The following is a 22062-nucleotide window of genomic DNA, read 5'->3' as shown; positions in this document are numbered from 1 at the left end:
ATAGGAATTAACATGGAAACTGTATCTGGCTCTAGCCCATTAGATAATATTCGCTGGCAACAGGAGAATAACACTCCTGAGGCTGAAAACGATCGAGGAATGTTAACGCAAGCAGATTTTTTCGCGTTGCTAACCCAAGAACTCTCGAATCAAGACCCGACCAAGCCGGTTGAAAACAATGAGATGATATCTCAGATGACCGCTTTCTCTACCACAGACGGCGTGACAAAGTTAAACGACCAATTTAGCAGCTTTGCTGCATCAATGTCGTCTAGCCAAGCCCTGCAAGCATCATCGCTTGTTGGTCGCAGTGTTTTAGTTGAAGACAACGTATTTGGTATGGAAGAAGGTCAATCGGTAAAAGGTAAGTTAGTGACCGACCAGCCGGCAAGTAATGTCAATATTTACGTAGAAAACGTTGCCGGTGAAATTATTCAAACCGTGCCAGTAGGTAGCGTTGCATCAGGTGAATTTACCTTTACTTGGGACGGCAAAGGATCTAATGGAGAGCCTGCACCAGAAGGTGCCTATCGCTTTCGTGTTGCCGGCTTAGTTGAAGGTAATGCATCAGAATTGCAAGCGATGACTTATCGCAAAGTAGATAGTGTCACTTTGGCCGGTAGTGGCGGAAGTATTTTATTAAACCTTAATGGTGGCAGCACCATGAAACTTTCTGACGTAGTCGAAGTTTCTCAAGGTTAAGCAATCAGTTTTTTATATGAGGTGAAATTATGTCATTTAATGTAGCGTTGAGCGGATTAAACGCAGCTCAGAAAGATTTGGATGTAACATCCAACAACATAGCCAATGTAAACACAACTGGCTTTAAAGAATCACGTGCAGAGTTCGTCGACGTTTATGCGGCTTCGCTTCTATCTTCAAGCAAAACTAAAGTAGGTGACGGTGTTTTGACGGCAGAAGTTGCACAGCAGTTTTCACAAGGTAGCATCAAGTTTACCAATAACTCGTTAGATTTGGCGATTACCGGTAATGGTTTTTTTGCCACGGTACCTGAGTTAAATAGCTTAGAAACCTCATATACCCGAGCTGGTCAGTTTAAATTGAACCAAGACAACTTTATTGTTAACTCACAAGGCGGGCATTTGTTGGGCTTTCCTGTTAATGCCGATGGTACTTCTGCTTCAGTCAGTTTAAGTACGGCTGAGCCTATTCGTATACCAACGGCTTCTGGTGCTCCGCAAAAATCTTCAGAAGTTGATATAAGAATGAATTTACCCGCGGGTGATTCTTATATTTCTTCGGCGCCAGGTAATTTTGACCCTGAAGATCCATTAACATTTAATCATTCAACATCAGTAACCATATTTGATTCATTAGGTGATAGTCATATTATGACTTATTACTTCATTAAAGATGACCCGAGTGTAAACCCAAATGAGTGGATGCTTTTTGCCTCTGTTGATGGCAAGCCTATTAATCTTGAAGACCCTGCAGGTGGCGGAACTAACCCTGTTGGAGGTGATATCTCAGGTCCATTATCAACAAGCGGTGGATTAACAGGTGCGAGATTAGTTTTCGACTCATCTGGTGACTTTCAATCTCAAATTCCGTCGGCAGCTAATGGTGGCATTATTACTACAGACTTTAGTAATCATTTACCTAATGGTGCAGATACTTCACAAACCATTCAAATTGATTTTAACCTAGATCCCTTAGGCCCGAATCCAAATGAGCCTACACAGTTTGCTTCTAATTTTGAAGTCACCTCTTTACAACAAGATGGTTTAGCTGTTGGTCGATTAACCGGAATTGATATTGGTACTGATGGTTTAGTAAGAGCAACTTATAGTAATGGTACTTCAGAGCCTTTATCACGAATTGCCATGGTAAACTTTGCTAATGAACAAGGCTTAAAGCAGGTAGGTAGCACTGCTTGGAAAGAAAGTATTACTTCAGGTGAAGCATTAGCGGGCGAGGGTGGTTCAGGTACCTTTGGTACGATAAACTCTTCAGCATTAGAGCAATCTAACGTTAACTTAACTTCAGAATTAATTGATTTAATCTCTGCTCAACGAAATTTCCAAGCGAACTCAAGAGCACTGGAAGTTGATAATCAGCTAAACCAAACCATTCTACAAATTCGTTAGTTTAAATAGATGATAATTGTATGATGCTTAAGGATTAATAAGTTAGTCCGAAAATTTTAAAAGCCAGATCATCAAATATTGATATCTGGCTTTTTTATGTTCGGGCCGTTCCTAGCCATCTCGGTAATTGCTCCTGCATTACTTTACTGAATAACATCCGTGGAAGAACATGCACGTCGAATAACGGTCAGTTTTTTGTATCAGATAAAAGCTAAGTACCTAATACTTTGTCGGCAATGCTGCGATCAAATGGCCGTTGATAACCACATTTGATTTTCGAATTTTTATTTAATATTTTAATACTTTTTGACGGCATAAATGTTGCTCTAAATCGACCAACCTCGAAACTCTATTTTGGCTTGCTGGCGCGTGTATTTATAGGCTACTCCTAGATTGAACTTTAGTGCATCATCTTGATTTTTAGTTTATTTATTTTATTAACTTATTTTTGGCATCAATGCGACCAGCAAATACTCATTTACCGTTTGTCTATTACATTTACCTTTCTTAATTTTCTGGCACTTTATTTGCAACACATCAAATATGATTAATATTATGGGTGAATTTCATTATGGATAAGTTGCTGTATATCGCCATGAGTGGTGCGAAGCAAAACATGCAAGCCTTATCAGTGAATGCTAATAACCTCGCTAACGCCAAAACTACGGGCTTTAAAGCTGATTTAGCTAATGCTAGAGCAATGCAAGCTTTCGGTGAAGGTATGCCTACTCGAGTGTTTTCAATGACCGAACGAGCAGGCCAAAACTTTGACAGTGGTGCATTATTGAGTACCGGGCGTGATCTCGATCTCGCTATTCAAGGTCAAGGCTGGTTAACGGTACAAACCAAAGATGGTAGTGAAGCCTATACCCGTAATGGCCAATTAAAATTAAATGACAATGGCGCACTAGAAACCTCAAGAGGTGATCTAGTGATTGGCGATAGTGGGCCAATATTTTTACCGTTACCTATTAGTAAACTTAATATTTCTGCTGATGGCACCATTATGGTTCAGCCTGAGGGTGCGCCTAGTACTGTTCAAGATGAAGTCGGCAGAATTAAATTTGTTAACCCAGATAATCGCTTGCTAGAAAAAGGCAGCGATGGCTTATTTCGTCGTAAAGACGGCAACAATGAGCCGGCTGATGTCACGATAAGAGTTGCGAGCGGTTCATTAGAATCAAGTAACGTAAACCCTATTAGTGAAATGACCGATATGATCGCACTGCAACGTCAATTTGAAATGCAGTTAAAAATGATGAAAACAGCTGAAGAAATTGATGAAAGTGCAGCGTCATTATTGCGAGCGTTTTAAATAAAATATTTTGAGGTGATGTATGAACCCAGCATTATGGATTAGTAAAACAGGCTTAGACGCGCAAACAAAAGAGATTGCGGTTATTTCCAATAACTTAGCCAACGCCAGTACTATTGGCTTTAAAAAGAGTCGCGCGGTATTTGAAGACTTACTTTATCAAAATATTAACCAACCAGGTGGTCGTTCAGCGCAAGACACTGAAATGCCATCAGGTTTAATGTTAGGTGCGGGTACCAAAGTGGTGGCAACGCAAAAAATTCATACCCAAGGTGACATGCTAAATACCGATAATGCACTGGATCTTATGATTCAGGGGGAAGGTATGTTTGAAATCTTGATGCCAGACGGCTCGTCTGCCTATTCACGTAATGGCCAGTTTACCATGGACGAAGAAGGTAACGTAGTCACGCCTGGCGCGGGTTATTTATTACAACCGCAAGTTACTGTGCCTGAGGATGCTTTAAGCATTATTGTTTCACAAGATGGTGAAGTTTCGGTCACTTTGCAAGGTCAAGCTGAACCCGCCGTAGTTGGACAAATTAATACCGTTAATTTTATTAACCCAACAGGTTTAGAGCCAATTGGACAAAACTTATACGTTGAAACATCAGTCAGTGGCGCGCCACAAGAGGGTGTTCCGGGCTTAGGCGGATATGGCCTATTAGTGCAAGGAGCGTTAGAAACATCCAATGTTAATACGACAGAAGAGTTGGTTAATCTTATTGAAAGTCAGCGCGTTTATGAAATGAACTCGAAAGTTATTTCAGCAGTTGACCAAATGCTTAGCTACATCAATCAGCAATTATAAAGTTGAGGAAGGTATCATGAAAGGCAAAAAATCTTCGTTATTAAGCACCTTATTTACGGTGAGCATAGTCGCCATATTGTTTACTGGCTGTGCCAGTATTGAACAGGCAAAAACAATGCCTAATGATCCTGACTTTGCACCTATTTTGCCGGAAATGGAAGATGAACCTTTAGTGCCAACGGGCTCACTTTTTAACGTCAACTATGTAAATAATATCTATTCAGACTCTAAAGCACATCGAGTCGGCGATATTATTTCAGTGATTTTAAGTGAAAGTACACAAGCAAATAAAAATGCCAAAACTGAATTGAAAAAAGCCAATAACGCCACTCTTAATCCGATCACGGGTATTGGTGGCGCGGCGATAAATTTCAACAACAAGGCATTACAATTTGGTTATGACCAAACGTCAAACTTTAAAGGTGACTCAAAAGCCGATCAGAGCAATAGCTTAGCTGGCAATATTTCTGTTCATGTTTTGAGAGTTCTTCCCAATGGTAATTTGATGATCCGCGGCGAAAAGTGGATGTCATTGAATAATGGTGATGAATATATTCGATTAACAGGCATAGTGCGATCGCAAGACATCAGCTCAAATAATACGGTTACTTCCAGTAAAGTGGCTAACGCTCGTATTGAATATGCAGGAACGGGTACCTTTGCTGACGCGCAAGAGCAAGGCTGGTTGTCTAAGTTCTTCAATAGTTCATGGTGGCCTATTTAGCAGGATAATATAATGAAAAAATATTTAGTAAGTTTAGCGCTTTTATCTGCTTTGGTTTTATTACCAGAGGCAAATGCCCAACGCATTAAAGATTTGGCTGACGTTGCTGGTGTGCGCAGCAACCAATTAATAGGTTATGGGTTGGTTGTAGGTTTGCCGGGTACAGGCGAGCAAAGCCCGTTTACGGAACAAAGTTTTAAAACTATGTTAAGTAACTTTGGCATTAAAATGCCAACGAACTTAAAGCCAAAAATTAAAAATGTTGCTGCTGTGGCAGTACATGCTGAGTTACCGGCATTTTCAAAACCAGGGCAAAAAATTGATGTTACTGTTTCGTCTATGGGCAGTGCGCAAAGCTTACGTGGCGGTACGTTAATACAAACGATTTTAATGGGACTTGACGGCAACGCTTATGCTGTTGCTCAAGGCAGCTTAATTGTAAGCGGCTTAGGCGCTGAAGGATTAGACGGCTCAAAAGTGATTGCTAATACACCAACGGTGGGTCGTATTGCTAATGGTGCCATGGTTGAGCGAGAAGTGTTATCGCCTTTTTCTTCTGGTGATCATATTACTTTTAATCTTCATAATGCTGATTTTACAACAGCAAAACGTCTTTCTGACACTATTAATAACTTAATTTCTGGTTCTGCACGTGCTATTGATGCCGCATCAGTACAAGTTACAGCCCCTAGAGATGCCGCTGATCGTGTTAGCTTTTTGGCAACCTTAGAAAACTTAGAGTTTGAACCGGGAACGCCATCAGCAAAAATTATTGTTAATTCACGCACCGGTACCATAGTTATTGGCGCTGACGTGCGCCTGCTACCAGCAGCGATAACTCATGGTGGCATTACCGTCACCATTAATGAAGTCGAGGCAGTTTCACAACCCAATGCATTTGCAGCGGGCGAAACGGTAGCGACTAATCAATCCATTATAGATGTTAAGCAAGACGACTCACGAATGTTCGTTTTTGACCCCGGCGTAACTTTAGATGCCTTGGTACGTGCTATAAACCAAGTGGGCGCAGGCCCTGGTGATGTAATGGCAATATTAGAAGCCCTAGATCAAGCGGGCGCATTACGTGGAGATTTGATCATTATTTAATGAACAAATAAAGCTTATGACAACACGTATTGCAGACGCACAAAACTTTTTAGACGTTAACGGTTTAAACTCGATCCGCCAAGACGCGAAATCGGGTGATAACGCCAGTAAAAAAGACGCATTAGAACAAGCTGCAAAGCAGTTTGAAGCTATTTTTATGCAAATGCTGATGAAGAGCATGCGTAAAGCGCAAGAAGTTTTGGAATCTGATAGTCCGCTGAACTCTGAGTCAACCAAGTTTTATCGTGATATGCATGATCAACAAATGTCGCTCGAGCTTTCTAATAATGGTGCTTTAGGTCTTGCACCGTTAATCGTTCGTCAACTTGGTGGCGACAGTGAAAACTTTACCCCGCATACCATTTTACGAAGCGATGGCAACCTTGATAGTCGAGGCAGTGTGCGTATTAGCGAACCTTCATTAGTCAACACAGTAAGTTTAGTCAAAGACTCGTCAGCGAATCAGGATCCTAATAAAGATCGTCAAACAAATGGCTCAATGGCAGCCCAAGCCTCGAGTATGTTGCAAAGCCCTACATTTAAAGAGCCAAAAGATTTTGTTACTGCCTTAACCGCCGACGCTAAACGCGTGCAAGACAAAATTAATGTGCCATTTGAAGTGGTTATTGCCCAAGCCGCACTAGAAACCGGTTGGGGCCAAAAAATCATCAAAACCGATTCAGGTGAGAGTTCGAATAATTTATTTAATATTAAAGCTGATAGCCGTTGGGCTGGCGAGAAAACCCATAAAGAAACCTTAGAGTTTGAAAACGGTGCCATGGTGAAAAAACGTGAGCCGTTTAGGGTGTATGAGTCTATTGGTCAAAGTGTTAATGATTACTTGAATTTACTCACTCAAAGTGAGCGTTATCGCGGCGCATTAGAAAAATCTACAGATGTGGAGCAATTTTTGCATAACCTACAAAGTGCTGGTTATGCTACCGACCCTAATTACGCTAAAAAGATAATGGGAACACTTCGGACAGTAACTGGCTTATTAAATAAATAAGTTCATCGGTAATTTCACTGTTGAAATTAAGGTTACTGTAGGAGTTTAGGTCATGTCGATTAATCTGTATCAAACTGGTGTTAGTGGTTTACTGTCCGCGCAACAACAGTTAGCGACTACAGGACATAACATTGCTAACGTTAATACCGAAGGTTATACCCGTCAACGTACTGAACAGGGTGCGGCAGTTGGGAATTTTAACGGTGGTAACTTTGTTGGCTCTGGTACTTATGTTCAAGACATAACCCGCCTTTACGATCAATTTTCTTATAAAGAACAATTACTCAATAAAAGTAACTTGGGTAATGCTGATTCAATTAGTTTAGATCTTAATCAATTAAACGAAATAATGTCATTCTCAAGCGAAGCTATTGGCGGCTCTATTGATCGTTTTTATCAAGCGGTTAATGGCATAGCTGACAATCCAAATGATATTGGTTTACGTAATATCGCCCTTAGCCAAGCTAACGTATTAGCAAAAGATTTTAACAGTTTAAATCAAAATTTAGACCAGCTTGAAAAGTCGACTAACGGCGAAATAGAGCAAATGGCGAGCAAAATATCGCAAATATCGCTTGATTTAGCGAAAATTAATGAACAAATATTACAGAATAAAGACTTAAATCTAACCGGCCAACCTAATGACTTATTAGATAAACGTGATCAACTTGTTAACCAACTGGGTGAATATACCTCGGTTAGTACCATTGAAGATACTCATGGCGTTATGACGGTGATGATCGGCAATGGCGCAACACTTGTAGCAGGTATTACGCCGTTAACGGTGAGTGTTGAGGCTGGAAATCCGGATCCATTACAAACAAGATTACAGTTAAATAGTCGCAACGGTAAAGTCGCACTAGACGCTACTAAACTCGGTGGAGCTATTGCCGCTAAAATAGAATATCGAGACGAGCATGTCGCAAAAGCGCGCAGCGAACTGAATCGTTTAGCTATGGCAGTTTCACAAACATTAAATCAATCGCAAGCCAAAGGACTAGATTTAAATGCTAAACAAGGTTTAGATATATTTACTGATATCAATGCGACTAATCTACAAAACTCTCGGGTATTAGCCTCGTCAAAAAATTCTGGCAACGTTGAAGCGGGTATAACAATTACTGACGTTTCATTAGTCCCAACTAATGAATTTACCATTAAGTATGATGGTACAGATTACATAATGACTAATCCTCGAGATGGCTCTACAACGACTTTGGTTGCTTCGTCTCCTGGTGTTTATCCAACAGACTACGGCTTTGAATTTAAAGTTAACTCAGGCACACCAATTGCTGACGACAGCTTTACTCTTCGCCCAACAGAAAATAGCGCTGCATTAATGCAGGTAACGCTTACCGATCCTAAAGGCATTGCAGCAAGCTCTGCTATTGAGGTTGAGGCGGATGATAACAATATCAGTAATGGCGCTGTGAGTATTATTAATGTCACTGACCCAGAAGTTGCTCGCTCTTTTACCCAAGGTACCAATGCAAATTTAACGGTCGATGTTTATGAAAGTGCACCAGGCACGTTTAATTATCGAGTTTACGACGCGGCTAATCCACCACCGGCAGCGACATTGGCCAGTGGTAGCTTTGCAGCGGGTGCAACAGCTGTTATTGATATGCCACCTTCACCAGCCACCGCCGCTTTTCAAATTGAAATAGCAGGTTCGCCAGTGGGGCAAGGGGCATTAGCCCGTGAGAAATTCACCGTATCAGACGCTTTTGGCTCAGGTAACGCCAGTAATGCATCCCAAATGGCTGCAACCCAAGAGCAGCAAATTCTTGGTGGCGGCAAACAAACATTTAGTCAAGCATTAGCTACGTCAACAGCTGAAGTTGGGTCGAGCGCAAGTTCTGCAGAACTTGTGGCTAATACAGCACAGGCGTTGTTTACCCAAGCATATAACCGCAATCAATCTAAGTCAGGGGTAAATCTTGATGAAGAAGCAGCAAATTTATTGAAATACCAACAAGCCTACCAAGCGTCGTCACAGATAATTTCAGTGGCAAATACCATTTTTGATACTTTATTAGCAGCCACTAGATAGGAGTTATTATGCGCGTTTCTACAGCACAATTTTATATTCAAAGTGGTTTGCAGATGTCTAATCAGCAGGCCAGCGTTAACGAGCAAGTTAATCATATTTCCACGGGTAAGCGCGTTATTACAGCAAAAGATGATGCTGTAGCTTTTGGCACGTTAGCAGGTTATAAGAATGATCTTGCCAGTATTGATAAGTACCAACGTAATATTACTCAAGCAGAAAATAAAAATAGTTTAATCGATACCACCTTGGCGAATGCTGAAGGTATTATGAATGAATTAAAAGATTTAATGCTACAAGCCAATAACGGCGTGTACTCAGCTGATGACCTTGCCTCTATTGGACAGCAGGCTAGCCAAAGCTTACAGCAAATACTCGATATTGCTAATACCAAAGATGCATCGGGTGGTTATGTTTTTGCAGGTTACCAAATTGATGATGCACCATTTGTGCAACAAACAGATAATTCGGTGAACTATCGCGGCGATAATGGTGTTAGAGAGCTACAAATAGCAAAGAACGTTTCAATTGCCACTAACCAAAGTGGTGAACAAGTTTTTCAAAAAGTACCCAATGCTATTGGTGACTTTTCTGCTACTTATAACACCAACACTTCAGGTTTAGCCGTTGAAAGTGCCATTGTTGCAGATGCCAGTGTTTACAATAGCTCAACAAACCCAGCAGACTTCACATTTAACTTTACCACGGCCACTGACTTAACCATTACTGACGGTGCGGGCAACGTAACTAATGTTTCCGGTTATACACCTGGGCAAACCATTGCCTTTAACGGTATTGAAGTTAAATTAAGCGGCAATCCGTTGCCGGGCGATAACTTCTCACTTACACCTGAACAAAATATTGGTGTTTTTGACACGATAAATTCAGCCATTGATTGGATAAATAGCAAGGCAGGTGCAGGCGAAGACCCACAAGTACAAGTTGACTTTAATCGAATTCTTGACCAATTAAGCGATTCCATGAATCACCTAACGTCTCGTCGAGCGCAATCAGGCATTAATTTACAAGTTATTGACCGTCAAAAAAGTAATCACTTAGATACTGCGTTGTATTTGTCGGCAGGCAGGTCTTCAATTGAAGACCTTGATTTTGCCAAGGCGATATCAACATTTGAACAATCAAAAATAGCCCTACAAGCCGCGCAGCAAACCTTTACGCAAGTACAGGGTTTAAATTTATTTAATTATATTAGATAACAAATCACCCACTAATGGATATTTATATTAGGTAATTAGAATACATTGGTTAATTTTGGTACAGATGTTGCTTTTATCTAAATTAAGAAACAGAAAACTGGCGTTACAAGGTTGTAAACCTATATCGCAAAAACTGGCTATTAAGGCCAATGAAGCCCAAATGCATTGCATACATTGTTTTATTAATGATGAGTTTTAGTAAATATAAACAAGGGCTGAAATATACAGTGTTGGAAGTTTGATACAAAAGGCAAACCGACTAACGCATAACTATGTTAAAGATAATTTAAATTTCTAGGAGTCTATCATGGCCTTATCAGTAATAACTAACACGTCATCATTGAATGCTCAACGTAACTTGACTAAATCTGGTGATGGCTTAGCTACTGCTATGCAACGATTATCATCAGGTATGCGTATTAACAGTGCTAAAGATGATGCTGCTGGTTTGCAAATATCAAATCGATTAACATCTCAAATTAATGGGTTAGGTGTTGCCCAACGTAATGCTAACGATGGTATTTCAATGGCGCAAACCGCTGAGGGTGCAATGCAAGCCTCAACCGAAATTTTGCAACGTATGCGTGATTTAGCTCTGCAAGCTGCCAATGGGTCAAACTCATCAGCTGATCGTGAATCATTACAAAAAGAAGTTACTGCTTTGCAAACAGAATTAACAAGAATTGCAGAGACAACTAAATTTGGTGATCAAACTTTACTTGATGGCACATTTGGTACTAAAAGTTTTCAAGTAGGCGCTAATGCAAATGAAACAATCGAAATGTCATTATCAAGTATCAAAGCGTCTGATCTAGGTGCAGTATCGGGTCAAAGCCTTACTATTGCAGGATTCGATAACACCGTTGTTGGTGCTACTGCTGAAACCTTATCCTTTGCTGTTACCACAGCATCGGGTACAAATACGGTAACTTTTGATGTTGGTGTAGGTCAAGGTACTGACGATTTAATTGATGCAGTAAATAATAATGTCGGTGCGCTAGGTATTCGTGCTATTTCTGATGGCTCAGGCTCAATTACTTTTACATCAACGAATGAAGTAACAGCCGTTACGGCCAGTAGTAGTGTCGCGGGTGACGCGGGTATTTTTAATTCAACTCCTGGTGCGGGTACGCTAGGTGGCGCAGATACAGCAACTGGTGGCACGGCAGTAAATGCAATTAATATCAGTGGTGCTGATGGCACCGGTGCGCAAGCGGCACTGGAATCAATCGATGCGGCATTGAAAAAAATAGATGAACAACGCGCTGACTTGGGTGCGATTCAAAATAGATTTGGTTATACCATTAGTAACCTAGCTAACATTCAAGAAAATGTTTCAGCGTCACGTAGCCGTATACAAGATACAGATTTTGCAGTAGAAACAGCTAATTTGACCAAAAATCAAATATTGCAACAAGCAGGTACGTCTATTTTGGCGCAAGCCAACCAGATTCCACAAGCAGCAATCAGCTTACTTGGTGGTTAATAGTTGCCTGAAAAGAAAAGTAAAAATAGTTGAAAAGTTGAGCATATTGTTCAGCTTTTTTTTTGCTTTTTTTCAGCTTATTAAACAGATGAATGAGAATGATTAAGCAGAGTGTAAATATAGAGTCGTGAAATTATACTGCTGCTGAAGGAAGCATAATAATTACTTACCATTATATATGGTCAGATAACGTTAATGAATTTGAAAAGTAAGTTAGTAAAGTCGATAAAAGCTACGATATATAGGCATAAAGCACTCTTTTATGCCTATTTGAAAAAATTGAAGATGCTTGATTGTTTTATTTATTAAATTTAGTCATATAAATAAAATACCGTACAGGCCTTTATTAATAGGGTTTTATGCGTTTTTTTAAGAGGTGTTTAATTATTTTTTTTAGTAGATTTATATTTTTTTTGTAAAAAGATTAAAGTTATTATTTTAACTGCCGTTACCATTTATAGAACGGGAGCTTGATGATTTTAACAAAGCCCCTGATGTACTAACTAACTAACGCATTACATATTGTAATCAGGAGTTTTATTATGGCTTTATCAGTAATCACAAACACAGCATCACTTAATGCACAACGTAACCTAGCTAAATCAGGCGGTGATCTACAAACCTCAATGCAACGTTTATCATCAGGTATGCGCATCAACAGTGCTAAAGATGACGCGGCTGGTCTACAAATTTCAAACCGTTTAACTTCGCAAATTAATGGTTTAGGTGTTGCTCAACGTAATGCTAACGACGGTATCTCAATGGCACAAACTGCTGAGGGTGCTATGCAAGCATCAACAGATATATTACAACGTATGCGTGACTTAGCACTGCAAGCGGCTAACGGTTCAAACTCAGCAGCCGACCGTGATGCACTTCAAAAAGAGGTGACATCATTAAACACAGAGTTAACACGAATTGCGGATACTACTAGCTTTGGTGACCAAAAATTATTAGATGGTACTTTTACATCTAAAAGCTTCCAGGTTGGTGCCAACGCTAATGAAACAATAGACTTAAGTCTATCAAGCATAAAAGCGACTGATTTAGGCACAGTATCTGGTCAAAGTCTTACTATAGCGGGATTTGATAATACTGTTGTAGGTGGTGCTGCTGCTGCTGAAACACTTACCTTTGCTGTTACAACTGCATCGGGTACTAACACGGTAACTTTCGACATTGGTGTTGGTCAAGGTACAGATGACTTAATTGATGCAGTTAATGAGAATGTAGGTGGTTTAGGTATTCGAGCCGTTTCTGATGGTTCTGGTTCAATTACTTTTACCTCAACAAATGAAGTAACTGCTGTTACGGCAGGTAGTAGTGTTGCAGCCGATGCAGGTATTTTTAATACTACTCCTGGCGCTGGCACCTTAGGTGGCGCAGACACTGCAGTTGGTGGTACAGCTGTAAATTCAATTAACATTAGTGGTTCAGATGGTACTGGTGCTCAATTAGCACTTACGTCAATTGATGCCGCTTTGAAACAAATTGATGAACAGCGTTCTGATTTGGGTGCACTTCAAAACAGATTTGGTTACACGATTAGTAACCTTGCTAACATCCAAGAAAATGTTTCAGCGTCACGTAGCCGTATACAAGATACTGACTTTGCAGTAGAAACAGCTAACTTGACTAAGAACCAAATCTTGCAACAAGCAGGTACGTCAATCTTGTCACAAGCTAACCAATTACCACAAGCCGCATTAAGCTTGTTAGGTTAGGCCTCGAAGTGACACTAACATAAGTTCTATGTTAGTTGCATAAGTTAAGGAAGGGGCATAATACCTCTTCCTTTTTGTGTTTTTATAGTTAATAAAGTTTGTGCCTTAAAATAGCGTTAATAATCGTCATAGAATTAATGTATTAAGGTGATAAAGGAGTCAAAGATGAATGTATCTAACACCGTCAATACCTCTGTTAATTCAAATAACTCAACAAACGTTGAATTAGTAAATGACAAGGCCGAGCGAAAAAATATAAAGAAGCCAAATACTGAAGAAGTGGAAAAAAATACTTTAGCTAAAGAGATTTCCGTTCTAGAAGAAAAAAAGACCGATCGTATAAGCGAAGCGAAAAAAGCGGAAGCAATGACACCTGAACAGTTAGATAAAGTGGCGCAGCAATTGCAAGAATTTATGGGCGAAATGAACCGAAGTCTAGAGTTTTTAGTTGATAAAGATTCGGGACGCGACGTTATTAAAGTACTAGATAAAGGTACGGGTGATTTAATTAAGCAATACCCTTCTGAAGAAGTGTTGGCTATTATTTCTAAATTATCTAATGCAACAGGTAGCTTGATAGATACAGAAATATAACAGTTATTAAAACTTAGATTAATGGATATTGTTTATTCAGGTATACTTATAACAAAAGCTTACCGCAACAAAATTTGGTGAAATTATGGTAGATATTGCATTTACAGGTATAGGTTCAGGCCTTCAGATTTCTGAAATCGTTGATGCGATTGTTGGGGCTGAACGTGCGCCATTCGAAGGTCGCTTAAACCGCCGTCAGGCTGCGATAACAACAGATATTTCGGCTGTTGGTGCTTTAAAAGGAGCGCTAGAAAGTGTTGCTGATGCCATAGATAATTTAGCCAGTGCGGATAAGTACCAACAAAGAGTGACCAGTGGCTCTGATAGTTTTGTTTCGTTAAGTAGTACCAAAAGCGCTGAGGTAGGCAGTTATTCTATCAATGTTGATCAAATCGCCACTTCTCATAAACTAGTTTCGGATGCTTTTGGAAGCAGCGAAGCTGTTGGCGAAGGTACAATGACTTTATCGTCAGGCAGCGAAAGTTTTGATATTAATGTATCAACGACTGCCACACTGGGTGATATTCGTGATGCTATCAACGACAGTTTAGATAACACCTCTATATCTGCGACTATTATCACCGATGATAACGGTCAACATCTTGTTTTAACGAGCAAAGAAACCGGTCTTGCTAATGCAATAAAGATAACCGTAAACGATGTTTCTGACACCAACAATACTGACAAAGTAGGGTTATCCCGCTTAGCTTATGATACGGGGGCAACAAACCTAACAGAAGTTCGTGAGGCAAAAGACGCTCAAATAACCATAGATGGATCCTTGGTTGTAACCAATAGTACTAATGAGTTTGTTGACGCTATTGACGGTATTACCATTACAGCAAAAAAAATGCACGAAGTTGATGACGATATAAGCACGGCAAGTGTTACTGAAAACAATAGTAATATAAAATTAGGTCTTGAAGAATTTGTTACTAGCTATAACGCGCTTGTAGATCTGAGTAAGCAACTCGGACAATCAGGTGAAAATTCAGCGGGGCCGCTTGCCGGTGACTCTTTGTTACGAGGCGTAATGAGTAAACTGCGTCAAGAACTAAGCAGTTCATTTTCAAGTACCGGTAGTGACAGTTTAACATTGAACCAGTTAGGTGTTCGTTCAGACCAATTTGGCAAATTTGAATTAGATACTGATGACTTAGACGCACAAATAGCATTGAATGTTGACGGCGTACAAAACTTTTTTGTTGGCTCTGATGAGACGCCAGGTTTTGCTGCATCACTTAAAACCTTAACTGAGTTTTACACGGAATCTGATGGTATTATTCAAGGGCGAATTGACAGTAAAAATAGTCAATTATCAAAACTTGATGATGAAAGAGAAGCTTTTACCAGACGAATTGATGCGCTAGAAGCTCGATTATTCTCACAATATAATGCTATGGATTTACTAGTATCTAACTTGAATGCAACTAGTAGTTATCTACAGCAACAGCTTGATAACTTGCCAGGTGTAGTAAGAGAATCTAATTAATTTCCACAAAAAATCCCAAACAGACTATTCAGTAGGCTGACTAGAAACACACAATAAATCGTTTTAACTATTAAGTTAAAGCGATTTTTTTATGCAAATGGAAAAATTATGTATCTACTTACTTAAACTCAGAAAAGTTTATTTAAGATAAGCTTGAAATGATAATAAATCTCTAAAAAGCAAAATAAGACACAAAACAAATTATATACTAACCTATATATAACGCTGGTCTGCACTATAAATACAGTATTTTAATAGCTTAAATGCATGAGGTTACATATAAGGGAGAAGGTTGTATAACAACCTTAATAACGGGTAACGATTACAGCTTTTGGTAAAGGCTGATTGCTTTTTTATTCTGCTTTAGTTTTAAAATTTTAGATTTTGCTGATTTTTGAGTACGGTTTACTTTGTCGACGAGTTGGGTGTCTAGCGCTGCCATCGTTTGCAGCTTTACCTGGTGTAATTGTAATTCTTCGCTACTAAAATTTTCAAATAATTGGTGAATTTTTTTTTCTCTTTTCGCAATTAGTTTCCATAGTTTATCTGTATCAGCAGGGCTCTCATCGGGTTGGTTGTACAATTCAGGTATCGACTTTGTACTTTCTATATCCGACGTAACTAAAAGCTTAAGCAGCATTTCAGATACGCCGATAATATCGTCTAAAGTTTCAACAGCGTTTAACACCACTAGAAACTTACCTTTTCATGATTCTCAACCGGAATTTCGTCCCAGCCTGACTTTATAGGAATTAATATTTGCGCCACTTCGTTAAGTTTATCTATATCATTGTCAACGCTAGCAGCGAGCAATTGTTCTGAGCAAAAAAGATAGATAGATGCTAAGTTATTGGATATTTCTCCACCTTGTTTAAAATCAAGCGAAGACTCTAACACCCCAATAATGGCAATGGCATTTGATAACTCAGTACCTTTTTTAGCGTAATTTTTTTGTGTAATCGCGCCTTTAGCCGTAGCAATGTTATCGAGTAACTTTTGAAATAACATAGCAACTAACTGATAAGGCGAAGCTTCTTGAGCGGTACTTTTGTTAACTTGTTGATATTTTTTTAATGACGCGTGAGTCATAGATATCTCCAGCTTTAATGCAATAACGTTATTATACTAAAATACACTAAATTTAAAATTGTGTGTTATAAATTATATTAAAGCTTGGTTATTAATGGTTACAGCATAACCTTCGCTTTTAGCTTTTTCGTATGCGCTTAGCAACACTTCGTGCTGAATTTCACTTGGATCTTCAATAATACCGTTATTGGCGACTTCAATATTGTCCCAACCACGGGTGACTAAGTAGTCTTCTATTTGCGCAAGTTGGTCTTCTAGCGGCATATTTAATGAGAACATATTGAACTCGTATCTGTCGCCTTTGTTCAAGTTGTTACTGTTATTCATAAGCTCAGCCGTACCGTTAATAATTAACATTGGATATTCCTATTAAATTTAATGTAGCTTCAATTTAAAGGTTAATTGAAGCATAGTGTTTTTTGATAAGCTCATTTCATGCCACTTTTTATCTAAGTTGAACAATTGTTAGTATTTTGCTGAAATATAAGCGTTTATCTTAATATGTAAATATCGAGCTTACTAAAACGACTATGACTTAAGTTTAAGTTGAGTTTAGTCGTTAAATTTTTGACATTGATTTAATTGTTAATTTAATAACTTGTTTAGGTGATACTTTAATTGCTAACTGATTTTCTAACCTTCCTCTTTATCGGCAGGCTTTATTATTGCTTTAACTGACAATAAAATGACATATTAGCGTCAATTTATTGTTGATTATTCATTACAGCAAGTTAATAATAGATAAAGCTTAAAATAACAAATACTTTTGTCAGCACGCTACACAATAAAATAGTAATGACAAAACAACCATATAACAATGACAAAAAATACAGCAATAAAAAATGCAAGGGCATAATATGCAAGGGCAAAAACATATTCTAGTCGTCGATAACGACGCAGCAAGACGCCATCAAATAGAAACAGTTTTAGCCTTTGTTGGTGAAAATTTCCATGTTCTTGCTGAAGATGAAATTGATAAACACATAGCTGAAATCCCTAATATTCTTACCATTATTTTATGTGGTGATATTTCCTCAAAATTACAAAATATTATTAAATCTCAGCCGGCTTGCCCATTTATTTATCATGACATAATTGATAAAAAACAACTCAATGGCTACGTCAATGTTATTGGTGAATTAACCACACCGCTAAATTATGCGCAATTAACCGAATTAGTACATCACAGTCATCAATATCATAATAACCTGCCTTCTAAACGAGGAGTTAATCGTCCGAACTCATTATTTCGCTCCTTGGTGGGTACAAGTGAGCCCATGCAACAAGTTCGATTTTTAATTGAACAAGTTGCCTGCACCGAAGCTAATGTGTTGATCTTAGGTGAATCTGGGACGGGTAAAGAAGTTGTTGCGCGCAATATTCATAATTTATCAGAGAGAAGTAAAGGTCCTTTTGTTCCTGTTAACTGTGGTGCTATTCCAGCAGAATTACTAGAAAGTGAATTGTTTGGTCATGAGAAGGGCGCTTTTACTGGCGCTATTTCCACCCGTAAAGGCCGCTTCGAAATGGCTGAAGGTGGCACACTATTTCTTGATGAAATTGGTGATATGCCACAACCAATGCAAGTAAAATTATTACGTGTGTTACAAGAGCGGACGTTTGAGCGCGTAGGTGGTTCTAAAAGTATAAAAGCTAACGTGCGAATTGTTGCCGCGACGCATCAGCACTTAGAAAACATGATTAAAACTAATCAATTTCGTGAAGATCTTTACTATCGACTCAATGTTTTTCCTATTGAAACACCTGCGCTGAGAGAGCGAAAAGAAGATATTCCGCTATTGTTACAAGAGCTGATTTCTCGTTTTTCTACCGAGCAAAGGCAGTCAGTGCGTTTTACTGAAAAAGCTGTTGAATCGCTAAAAGAACACCCTTGGGCCGGTAATGTTAGAGAACTGTCTAATTTAATTGAACGTATGATTATCATGTATGGAGAACAGGTGGTTAATGTTGGACAATTACCGTTAAAGTACCGCCACTTAGATGTAGAAGACTATCAACCTGAATATCCTGAAGAGTTGCAAGAACGTGAAGCGATTAATGAATTGTTTTCAGGTTTTGATTATGACGACCAAGATGATGATGCCGATGAAATTAGCGCAGAAAACGCTATTGCTGTTAATGGTAAAACAGTCGATGTTTTGCCAAATGATGGCCTCAATTTAAAAGAGTATTTAGCTGAGCTAGAGATTTCGTTGATTAACCAAGCCTTAGGTAAAAATGATTGGGTTGTGGCTCGTTCTGCCGAACTTTTAGGTATGCGCCGTACTACTTTGGTAGAGAAAATGCGCAAATATAACTTACAAAAAGCCAGCTAATAAAATTAGAGGGTAAAGAGGATAAACTTAAGGCTTCATCAAGATTAATCACGACTCCTTGCCAGCCAGTTTATTAAAAACGCCATTGAAATAATCACTTTTTCAATGGCGTTTTAGTTTTTAAAGCAACCAAAGTTGTCAGCCAAAAGATAATTGAAATGTATAATTTAAGCATGGATCTTAGCGCATAGTTCAGGTGTTTTATTATTTTTCAGCCATTTTATTGACAGCGATAATCAGCCGTTATTATTAGCTTTAACCACTGAATAATATAGCTTTAATTGATTGGCATAGTTCATGCTTTACTTGAGTGTACTTCTTTACTCGGGTGAAATATTATGGCACTTGCCTATTCGACATCGACCAACTCTTCTTCAGCCAATCCTGTGCTGAATCGTGTATTAACTTCATTTGATGAGGTTAATGTAAAACGCGATCAACCAAATCGATTAGAAAGCGAAAATTACGCGGGTGAATTGGCGTTTTTACGTCAACAAAATAAACAACTGCAGCACGTTATTGATGTCATGCCAACCGGTATGATCATGCTTGATGGTAATGGCATCGTGGTGAAAATGAATGATACCGCACAACGTTTGCTAGATGAGCCTATTTTAGGTCAACCTTGGTTTAATGTGATTAAACGCTCTTTTAAACCACGGGCAGATGATTGGCATGAGGTTTCTTTAAATGATGGTCGCCGTGTCAAACTAGAAATTACTGCTTTAGGTGGCCAACCTGGGCAATTGATCATGATTACTGACTTAACAGAAACTCGCCTCTTACAAGATAAACTTGGCCAATTACAGCGTCTATCGTCTTTAGGGCGTATGGTGTCAAAATTAGCGCATCAAATTCGCACACCGTTGTCTGCTGCGATGTTATATGGCGCCAACCTACGTAACAAAAAACTTAACGACGATGCACGAGTTAATTTTCAAGATAAATTAATGCTGCGTTTACAAGATTTAGAGCAACAAGTTAATGACATGCTTTTATTTGCTAAAAGTGGCAGTAAAGCGGTAGTTGAACCGATAAATGTTAATCAGCTTATTGAGCAAGCAACGCAGGCGATTGAGCCGCAAGTTAATCAAGCGGGTGCAAAAGTAAATCTGTATTTCTCTCAACAAGGTTGTGAAATTTTAGGCAATGTAAGTGCCTTAACTGGCGCAATTCATAACTTAATACACAACAGTTTATCGGTAATTAAAACTGATGCTGTTATTGATATGAGTGCTTATTGTCAGGGTGAATATGCCTATATTAGCGTCCGAGATAATGGCCCCGGCATTAGTGCAGAGCAAGCCGATAAGATATTCGAACCTTTTTATACTTCAAGAAGCCAGGGCACAGGTTTAGGCCTAGCCGTAGTAAAATCAGTGACTAATGCGCACCAAGGTGAAGTTAGCTTGATCAGTAAACCCGGTGAAGGGGCACATTTTTGTATAAAACTACCACTGCTTGTAAGTGAAAACCTTAACACCGAATTAACTGAAAATAACAACAACGCATTTTTGTCTAAGGAGCTTAGTAATGAGCACAAGTAAAATCATGGTAGTCGAGGATGATGCTGGACTTAGAGAAGCACTTGTTGATACTTTGCTTTTGGCTGGCTATCAATGTTTAGCCGTTGATTCCGGCGAAGACGCACTAATAAAGCTCAAATCGCATGCGGTTGATTTAGTCGTTAGCGACGTACAAATGGGTGGTATGTCAGGACTATCGTTATTAAAAAGCATTCGCAATAATTATCCCAAATTACCCGTATTGATCATGACCGCGTATGGCACTATTGATGACGCGGTACAAGCTATGCGAGATGGTGCCTGTAATTATATGGCAAAACCTTTTGCCCCAGAAGTATTGCTTAATATGGTTACTCAGTATGTGCCATTACAAACTAGTGATGGTTGTGACCCCGTAGTGGCTGACGTTCAAAGTCTTGAGTTACTTAAACTCGCTAAAAAAGTGGCGAATACTGAAGCCTCTGTTATGGTTTTAGGGCCAAGTGGCTCGGGTAAAGAAGTGTTAGCACAATATATTCATAATTATTCGCCACGCAGCCAAGCCCCTTTTGTGGCCATTAATTGTGCTGCAATTCCTGAAAACATGCTTGAAGCGACTTTATTTGGCTATGAAAAAGGTGCCTTTACTGGTGCAATTCAAGCCAGTCCAGGTAAATTCGAACAAGCACAAGGCGGCACTATTTTACTTGATGAAATTACCGAAATGGATTTAGGCTTACAAGCAAAAATTCTACGGGTTTTACAAGAGCGAGAAGTTGAACGCATCGGCGGACGTAAAACTATTAACTTAGATGTGAGGGTGATAGCAACCAGTAACCGCGATCTAAAAGACGCCGTGCAAGAAGGCATTTTTAGAGAAGATTTATATTATCGCCTTAATGTATTCCCGTTAACCTGGTTACCACTTAACGAACGCAGAGATGATATTTTGCCATTAGCAACACATCTTATTTCCCGTATTTGTCAAAAAGACGGTAATGTTATTCCAGAATTCACAGTTGCCGCCCGTAGTAAATTACTGGCTTATGACTGGCCCGGTAATGTGCGAGAATTAGACAACGTTATTCAACGGGCGTTAATTTTACAAAGTGACCGTTGTATCGACGCGAATGATTTGTTAATTGATAATTTTGAAACACCTAAGGTTCAAATCGATGCTGTTGACTCAGCAAAAAACGACAAATTAGGCAGTGAACTTAAATTGCAAGAGCATCAAATAATATTAGATACTTTGCATGCTTGTCGCGGTAGTCGTAAAGATGTTGCTGAGCGTTTGGGAATCAGTCCACGTACCTTGCGTTATAAAATTGCACGGATGCGTGATAGTGGTATTCAAATCCCACTTTAAATCATCAATTATTAATATAAATACCTATAAGCGACGTAATTCACGTCGCTTTTTTTTGCTTGATTTTTTATTTTTTTCTTATTGATTTAAAAGAGTTTTATTGATTTTTTAAAGCAGGTTTATTAA

At 39.0% G+C, this 22062-nt stretch carries 19 protein-coding genes; 16 read left to right on the top strand and 3 right to left on the bottom strand.

Annotated features, from left to right (window positions below; translation table 11 throughout):
* The first annotated feature begins 12 nt into the window (after positions 1-12).
* The 13 genes from H4J38_RS01625 (at position 13) to fliD (ending at position 15637) form a co-directional block, all read left to right on the top strand.
* Positions 13-702, top strand: a complete 690-nt coding sequence (locus tag H4J38_RS01625) for a flagellar hook assembly protein FlgD (RefSeq protein ID WP_182128835.1) — start codon at positions 13-15, stop codon at positions 700-702.
* Positions 703-731: 29 nt separating this feature from the next.
* Positions 732-2108: a flagellar hook protein FlgE gene (gene flgE, locus H4J38_RS01620; RefSeq protein WP_182128833.1), complete on the top strand. Its 1377-nt coding sequence runs from the start codon at positions 732-734 to the stop codon at positions 2106-2108.
* 571 nt (positions 2109-2679) lie between these two features.
* Positions 2680-3423, top strand: coding sequence for a flagellar basal-body rod protein FlgF (gene flgF, locus H4J38_RS01615; RefSeq protein WP_182128831.1), 744 nt, complete (start codon positions 2680-2682; stop codon positions 3421-3423).
* Between the two features lie 22 nt (positions 3424-3445).
* On the top strand, positions 3446-4234 hold the full coding sequence (gene flgG, locus H4J38_RS01610; RefSeq protein ID WP_182128829.1) for a flagellar basal-body rod protein FlgG: 789 nt from the start codon (positions 3446-3448) through the stop codon (positions 4232-4234).
* 16 nt (positions 4235-4250) lie between these two features.
* A complete protein-coding gene (gene flgH, locus H4J38_RS01605; RefSeq protein WP_182128827.1) occupies positions 4251-4958 on the top strand; it encodes a flagellar basal body L-ring protein FlgH in 708 nt (235 codons plus the stop codon).
* A gap of 12 nt (positions 4959-4970) precedes the next feature.
* The gene (locus H4J38_RS01600; protein ID WP_182128825.1) at positions 4971-6065 is read left to right on the top strand and encodes a flagellar basal body P-ring protein FlgI; all 1095 of its coding nucleotides are present in this window, start codon (positions 4971-4973) and stop codon (positions 6063-6065) included.
* Positions 6066-6081: 16 nt separating this feature from the next.
* Positions 6082-7074, top strand: a complete 993-nt coding sequence (flgJ, locus tag H4J38_RS01595; RefSeq protein ID WP_182128823.1) for a flagellar assembly peptidoglycan hydrolase FlgJ — start codon at positions 6082-6084, stop codon at positions 7072-7074.
* Positions 7075-7126: 52 nt separating this feature from the next.
* Positions 7127-9127: a flagellar hook-associated protein FlgK gene (gene flgK / locus H4J38_RS01590; protein WP_182128821.1), complete on the top strand. Its 2001-nt coding sequence runs from the start codon at positions 7127-7129 to the stop codon at positions 9125-9127.
* A gap of 8 nt (positions 9128-9135) precedes the next feature.
* Complete coding sequence (gene flgL, locus H4J38_RS01585) at positions 9136-10341, top strand: flagellar hook-associated protein FlgL (RefSeq protein ID WP_182128819.1); 1206 nt, start codon at positions 9136-9138, stop codon at positions 10339-10341.
* Between the two features lie 307 nt (positions 10342-10648).
* Positions 10649-11827, top strand: a complete 1179-nt coding sequence (locus H4J38_RS01580) for a flagellin (protein WP_182128817.1) — start codon at positions 10649-10651, stop codon at positions 11825-11827.
* A 542-nt stretch (positions 11828-12369) separates the two neighbouring features.
* Positions 12370-13551: a flagellin gene (locus H4J38_RS01575; protein ID WP_182128815.1), complete on the top strand. Its 1182-nt coding sequence runs from the start codon at positions 12370-12372 to the stop codon at positions 13549-13551.
* Between the two features lie 165 nt (positions 13552-13716).
* Positions 13717-14145 (top strand): flagellar protein FlaG, encoded by a 429-nt coding sequence (locus H4J38_RS01570; RefSeq protein WP_182128813.1) that lies wholly within the window; start codon positions 13717-13719, stop codon positions 14143-14145.
* A gap of 85 nt (positions 14146-14230) precedes the next feature.
* Positions 14231-15637, top strand: coding sequence for a flagellar filament capping protein FliD (gene fliD / locus H4J38_RS01565; protein WP_182128811.1), 1407 nt, complete (start codon positions 14231-14233; stop codon positions 15635-15637).
* A 322-nt stretch (positions 15638-15959) separates the two neighbouring features.
* On the opposite strand, the gene H4J38_RS01560 is transcribed toward fliD, so the two are convergent.
* The 3 genes from H4J38_RS01560 to H4J38_RS01550 all read right to left on the bottom strand — a co-directional run bounded on the left by H4J38_RS01560 (position 15960) and on the right by H4J38_RS01550 (position 17083).
* The gene (locus H4J38_RS01560) at positions 15960-16328 is read right to left on the bottom strand and encodes a hypothetical protein (RefSeq protein WP_182128809.1); all 369 of its coding nucleotides are present in this window, start codon (positions 16326-16328) and stop codon (positions 15960-15962) included.
* Positions 16328-16726, bottom strand: coding sequence for a flagellar export chaperone FliS (fliS, locus tag H4J38_RS01555; RefSeq protein ID WP_182128807.1), 399 nt, complete (start codon positions 16724-16726; stop codon positions 16328-16330). Before fliS ends, H4J38_RS01560 begins: the two co-directional genes overlap by 1 nt.
* Before the next feature lie 72 nt (positions 16727-16798).
* A complete protein-coding gene (locus tag H4J38_RS01550; protein ID WP_182128805.1) occupies positions 16799-17083 on the bottom strand; it encodes a hypothetical protein in 285 nt (94 codons plus the stop codon).
* A 485-nt stretch (positions 17084-17568) separates the two neighbouring features.
* On the opposite strand from H4J38_RS01550, the gene H4J38_RS01545 reads away from it, so the two are divergent.
* From H4J38_RS01545 to H4J38_RS01535, 3 genes are all read left to right on the top strand, one after another.
* Entirely contained in the window at positions 17569-19062 is a 1494-nt protein-coding gene (locus H4J38_RS01545; RefSeq protein ID WP_404842577.1) for a sigma-54 interaction domain-containing protein, read from the top strand.
* Between the two features lie 338 nt (positions 19063-19400).
* Positions 19401-20609: a PAS domain-containing sensor histidine kinase gene (locus H4J38_RS01540; RefSeq protein WP_182128801.1), complete on the top strand. Its 1209-nt coding sequence runs from the start codon at positions 19401-19403 to the stop codon at positions 20607-20609.
* Positions 20596-21936, top strand: a complete 1341-nt coding sequence (locus tag H4J38_RS01535) for a sigma-54 dependent transcriptional regulator (RefSeq protein ID WP_182128799.1) — start codon at positions 20596-20598, stop codon at positions 21934-21936. Before H4J38_RS01540 ends, H4J38_RS01535 begins: the two co-directional genes overlap by 14 nt.
* The last annotated feature ends 126 nt before the right edge of the window (positions 21937-22062 follow it).

The sequence above is a fragment of the Colwellia sp. BRX10-3 genome, from assembly GCF_014077505.1.
GTDB lineage: Bacteria > Pseudomonadota > Gammaproteobacteria > Enterobacterales > Alteromonadaceae > Cognaticolwellia.
Note: the sequence above shows the minus strand (reverse complement) of the source record. Positions and strands in the feature narration are given on the sequence as shown.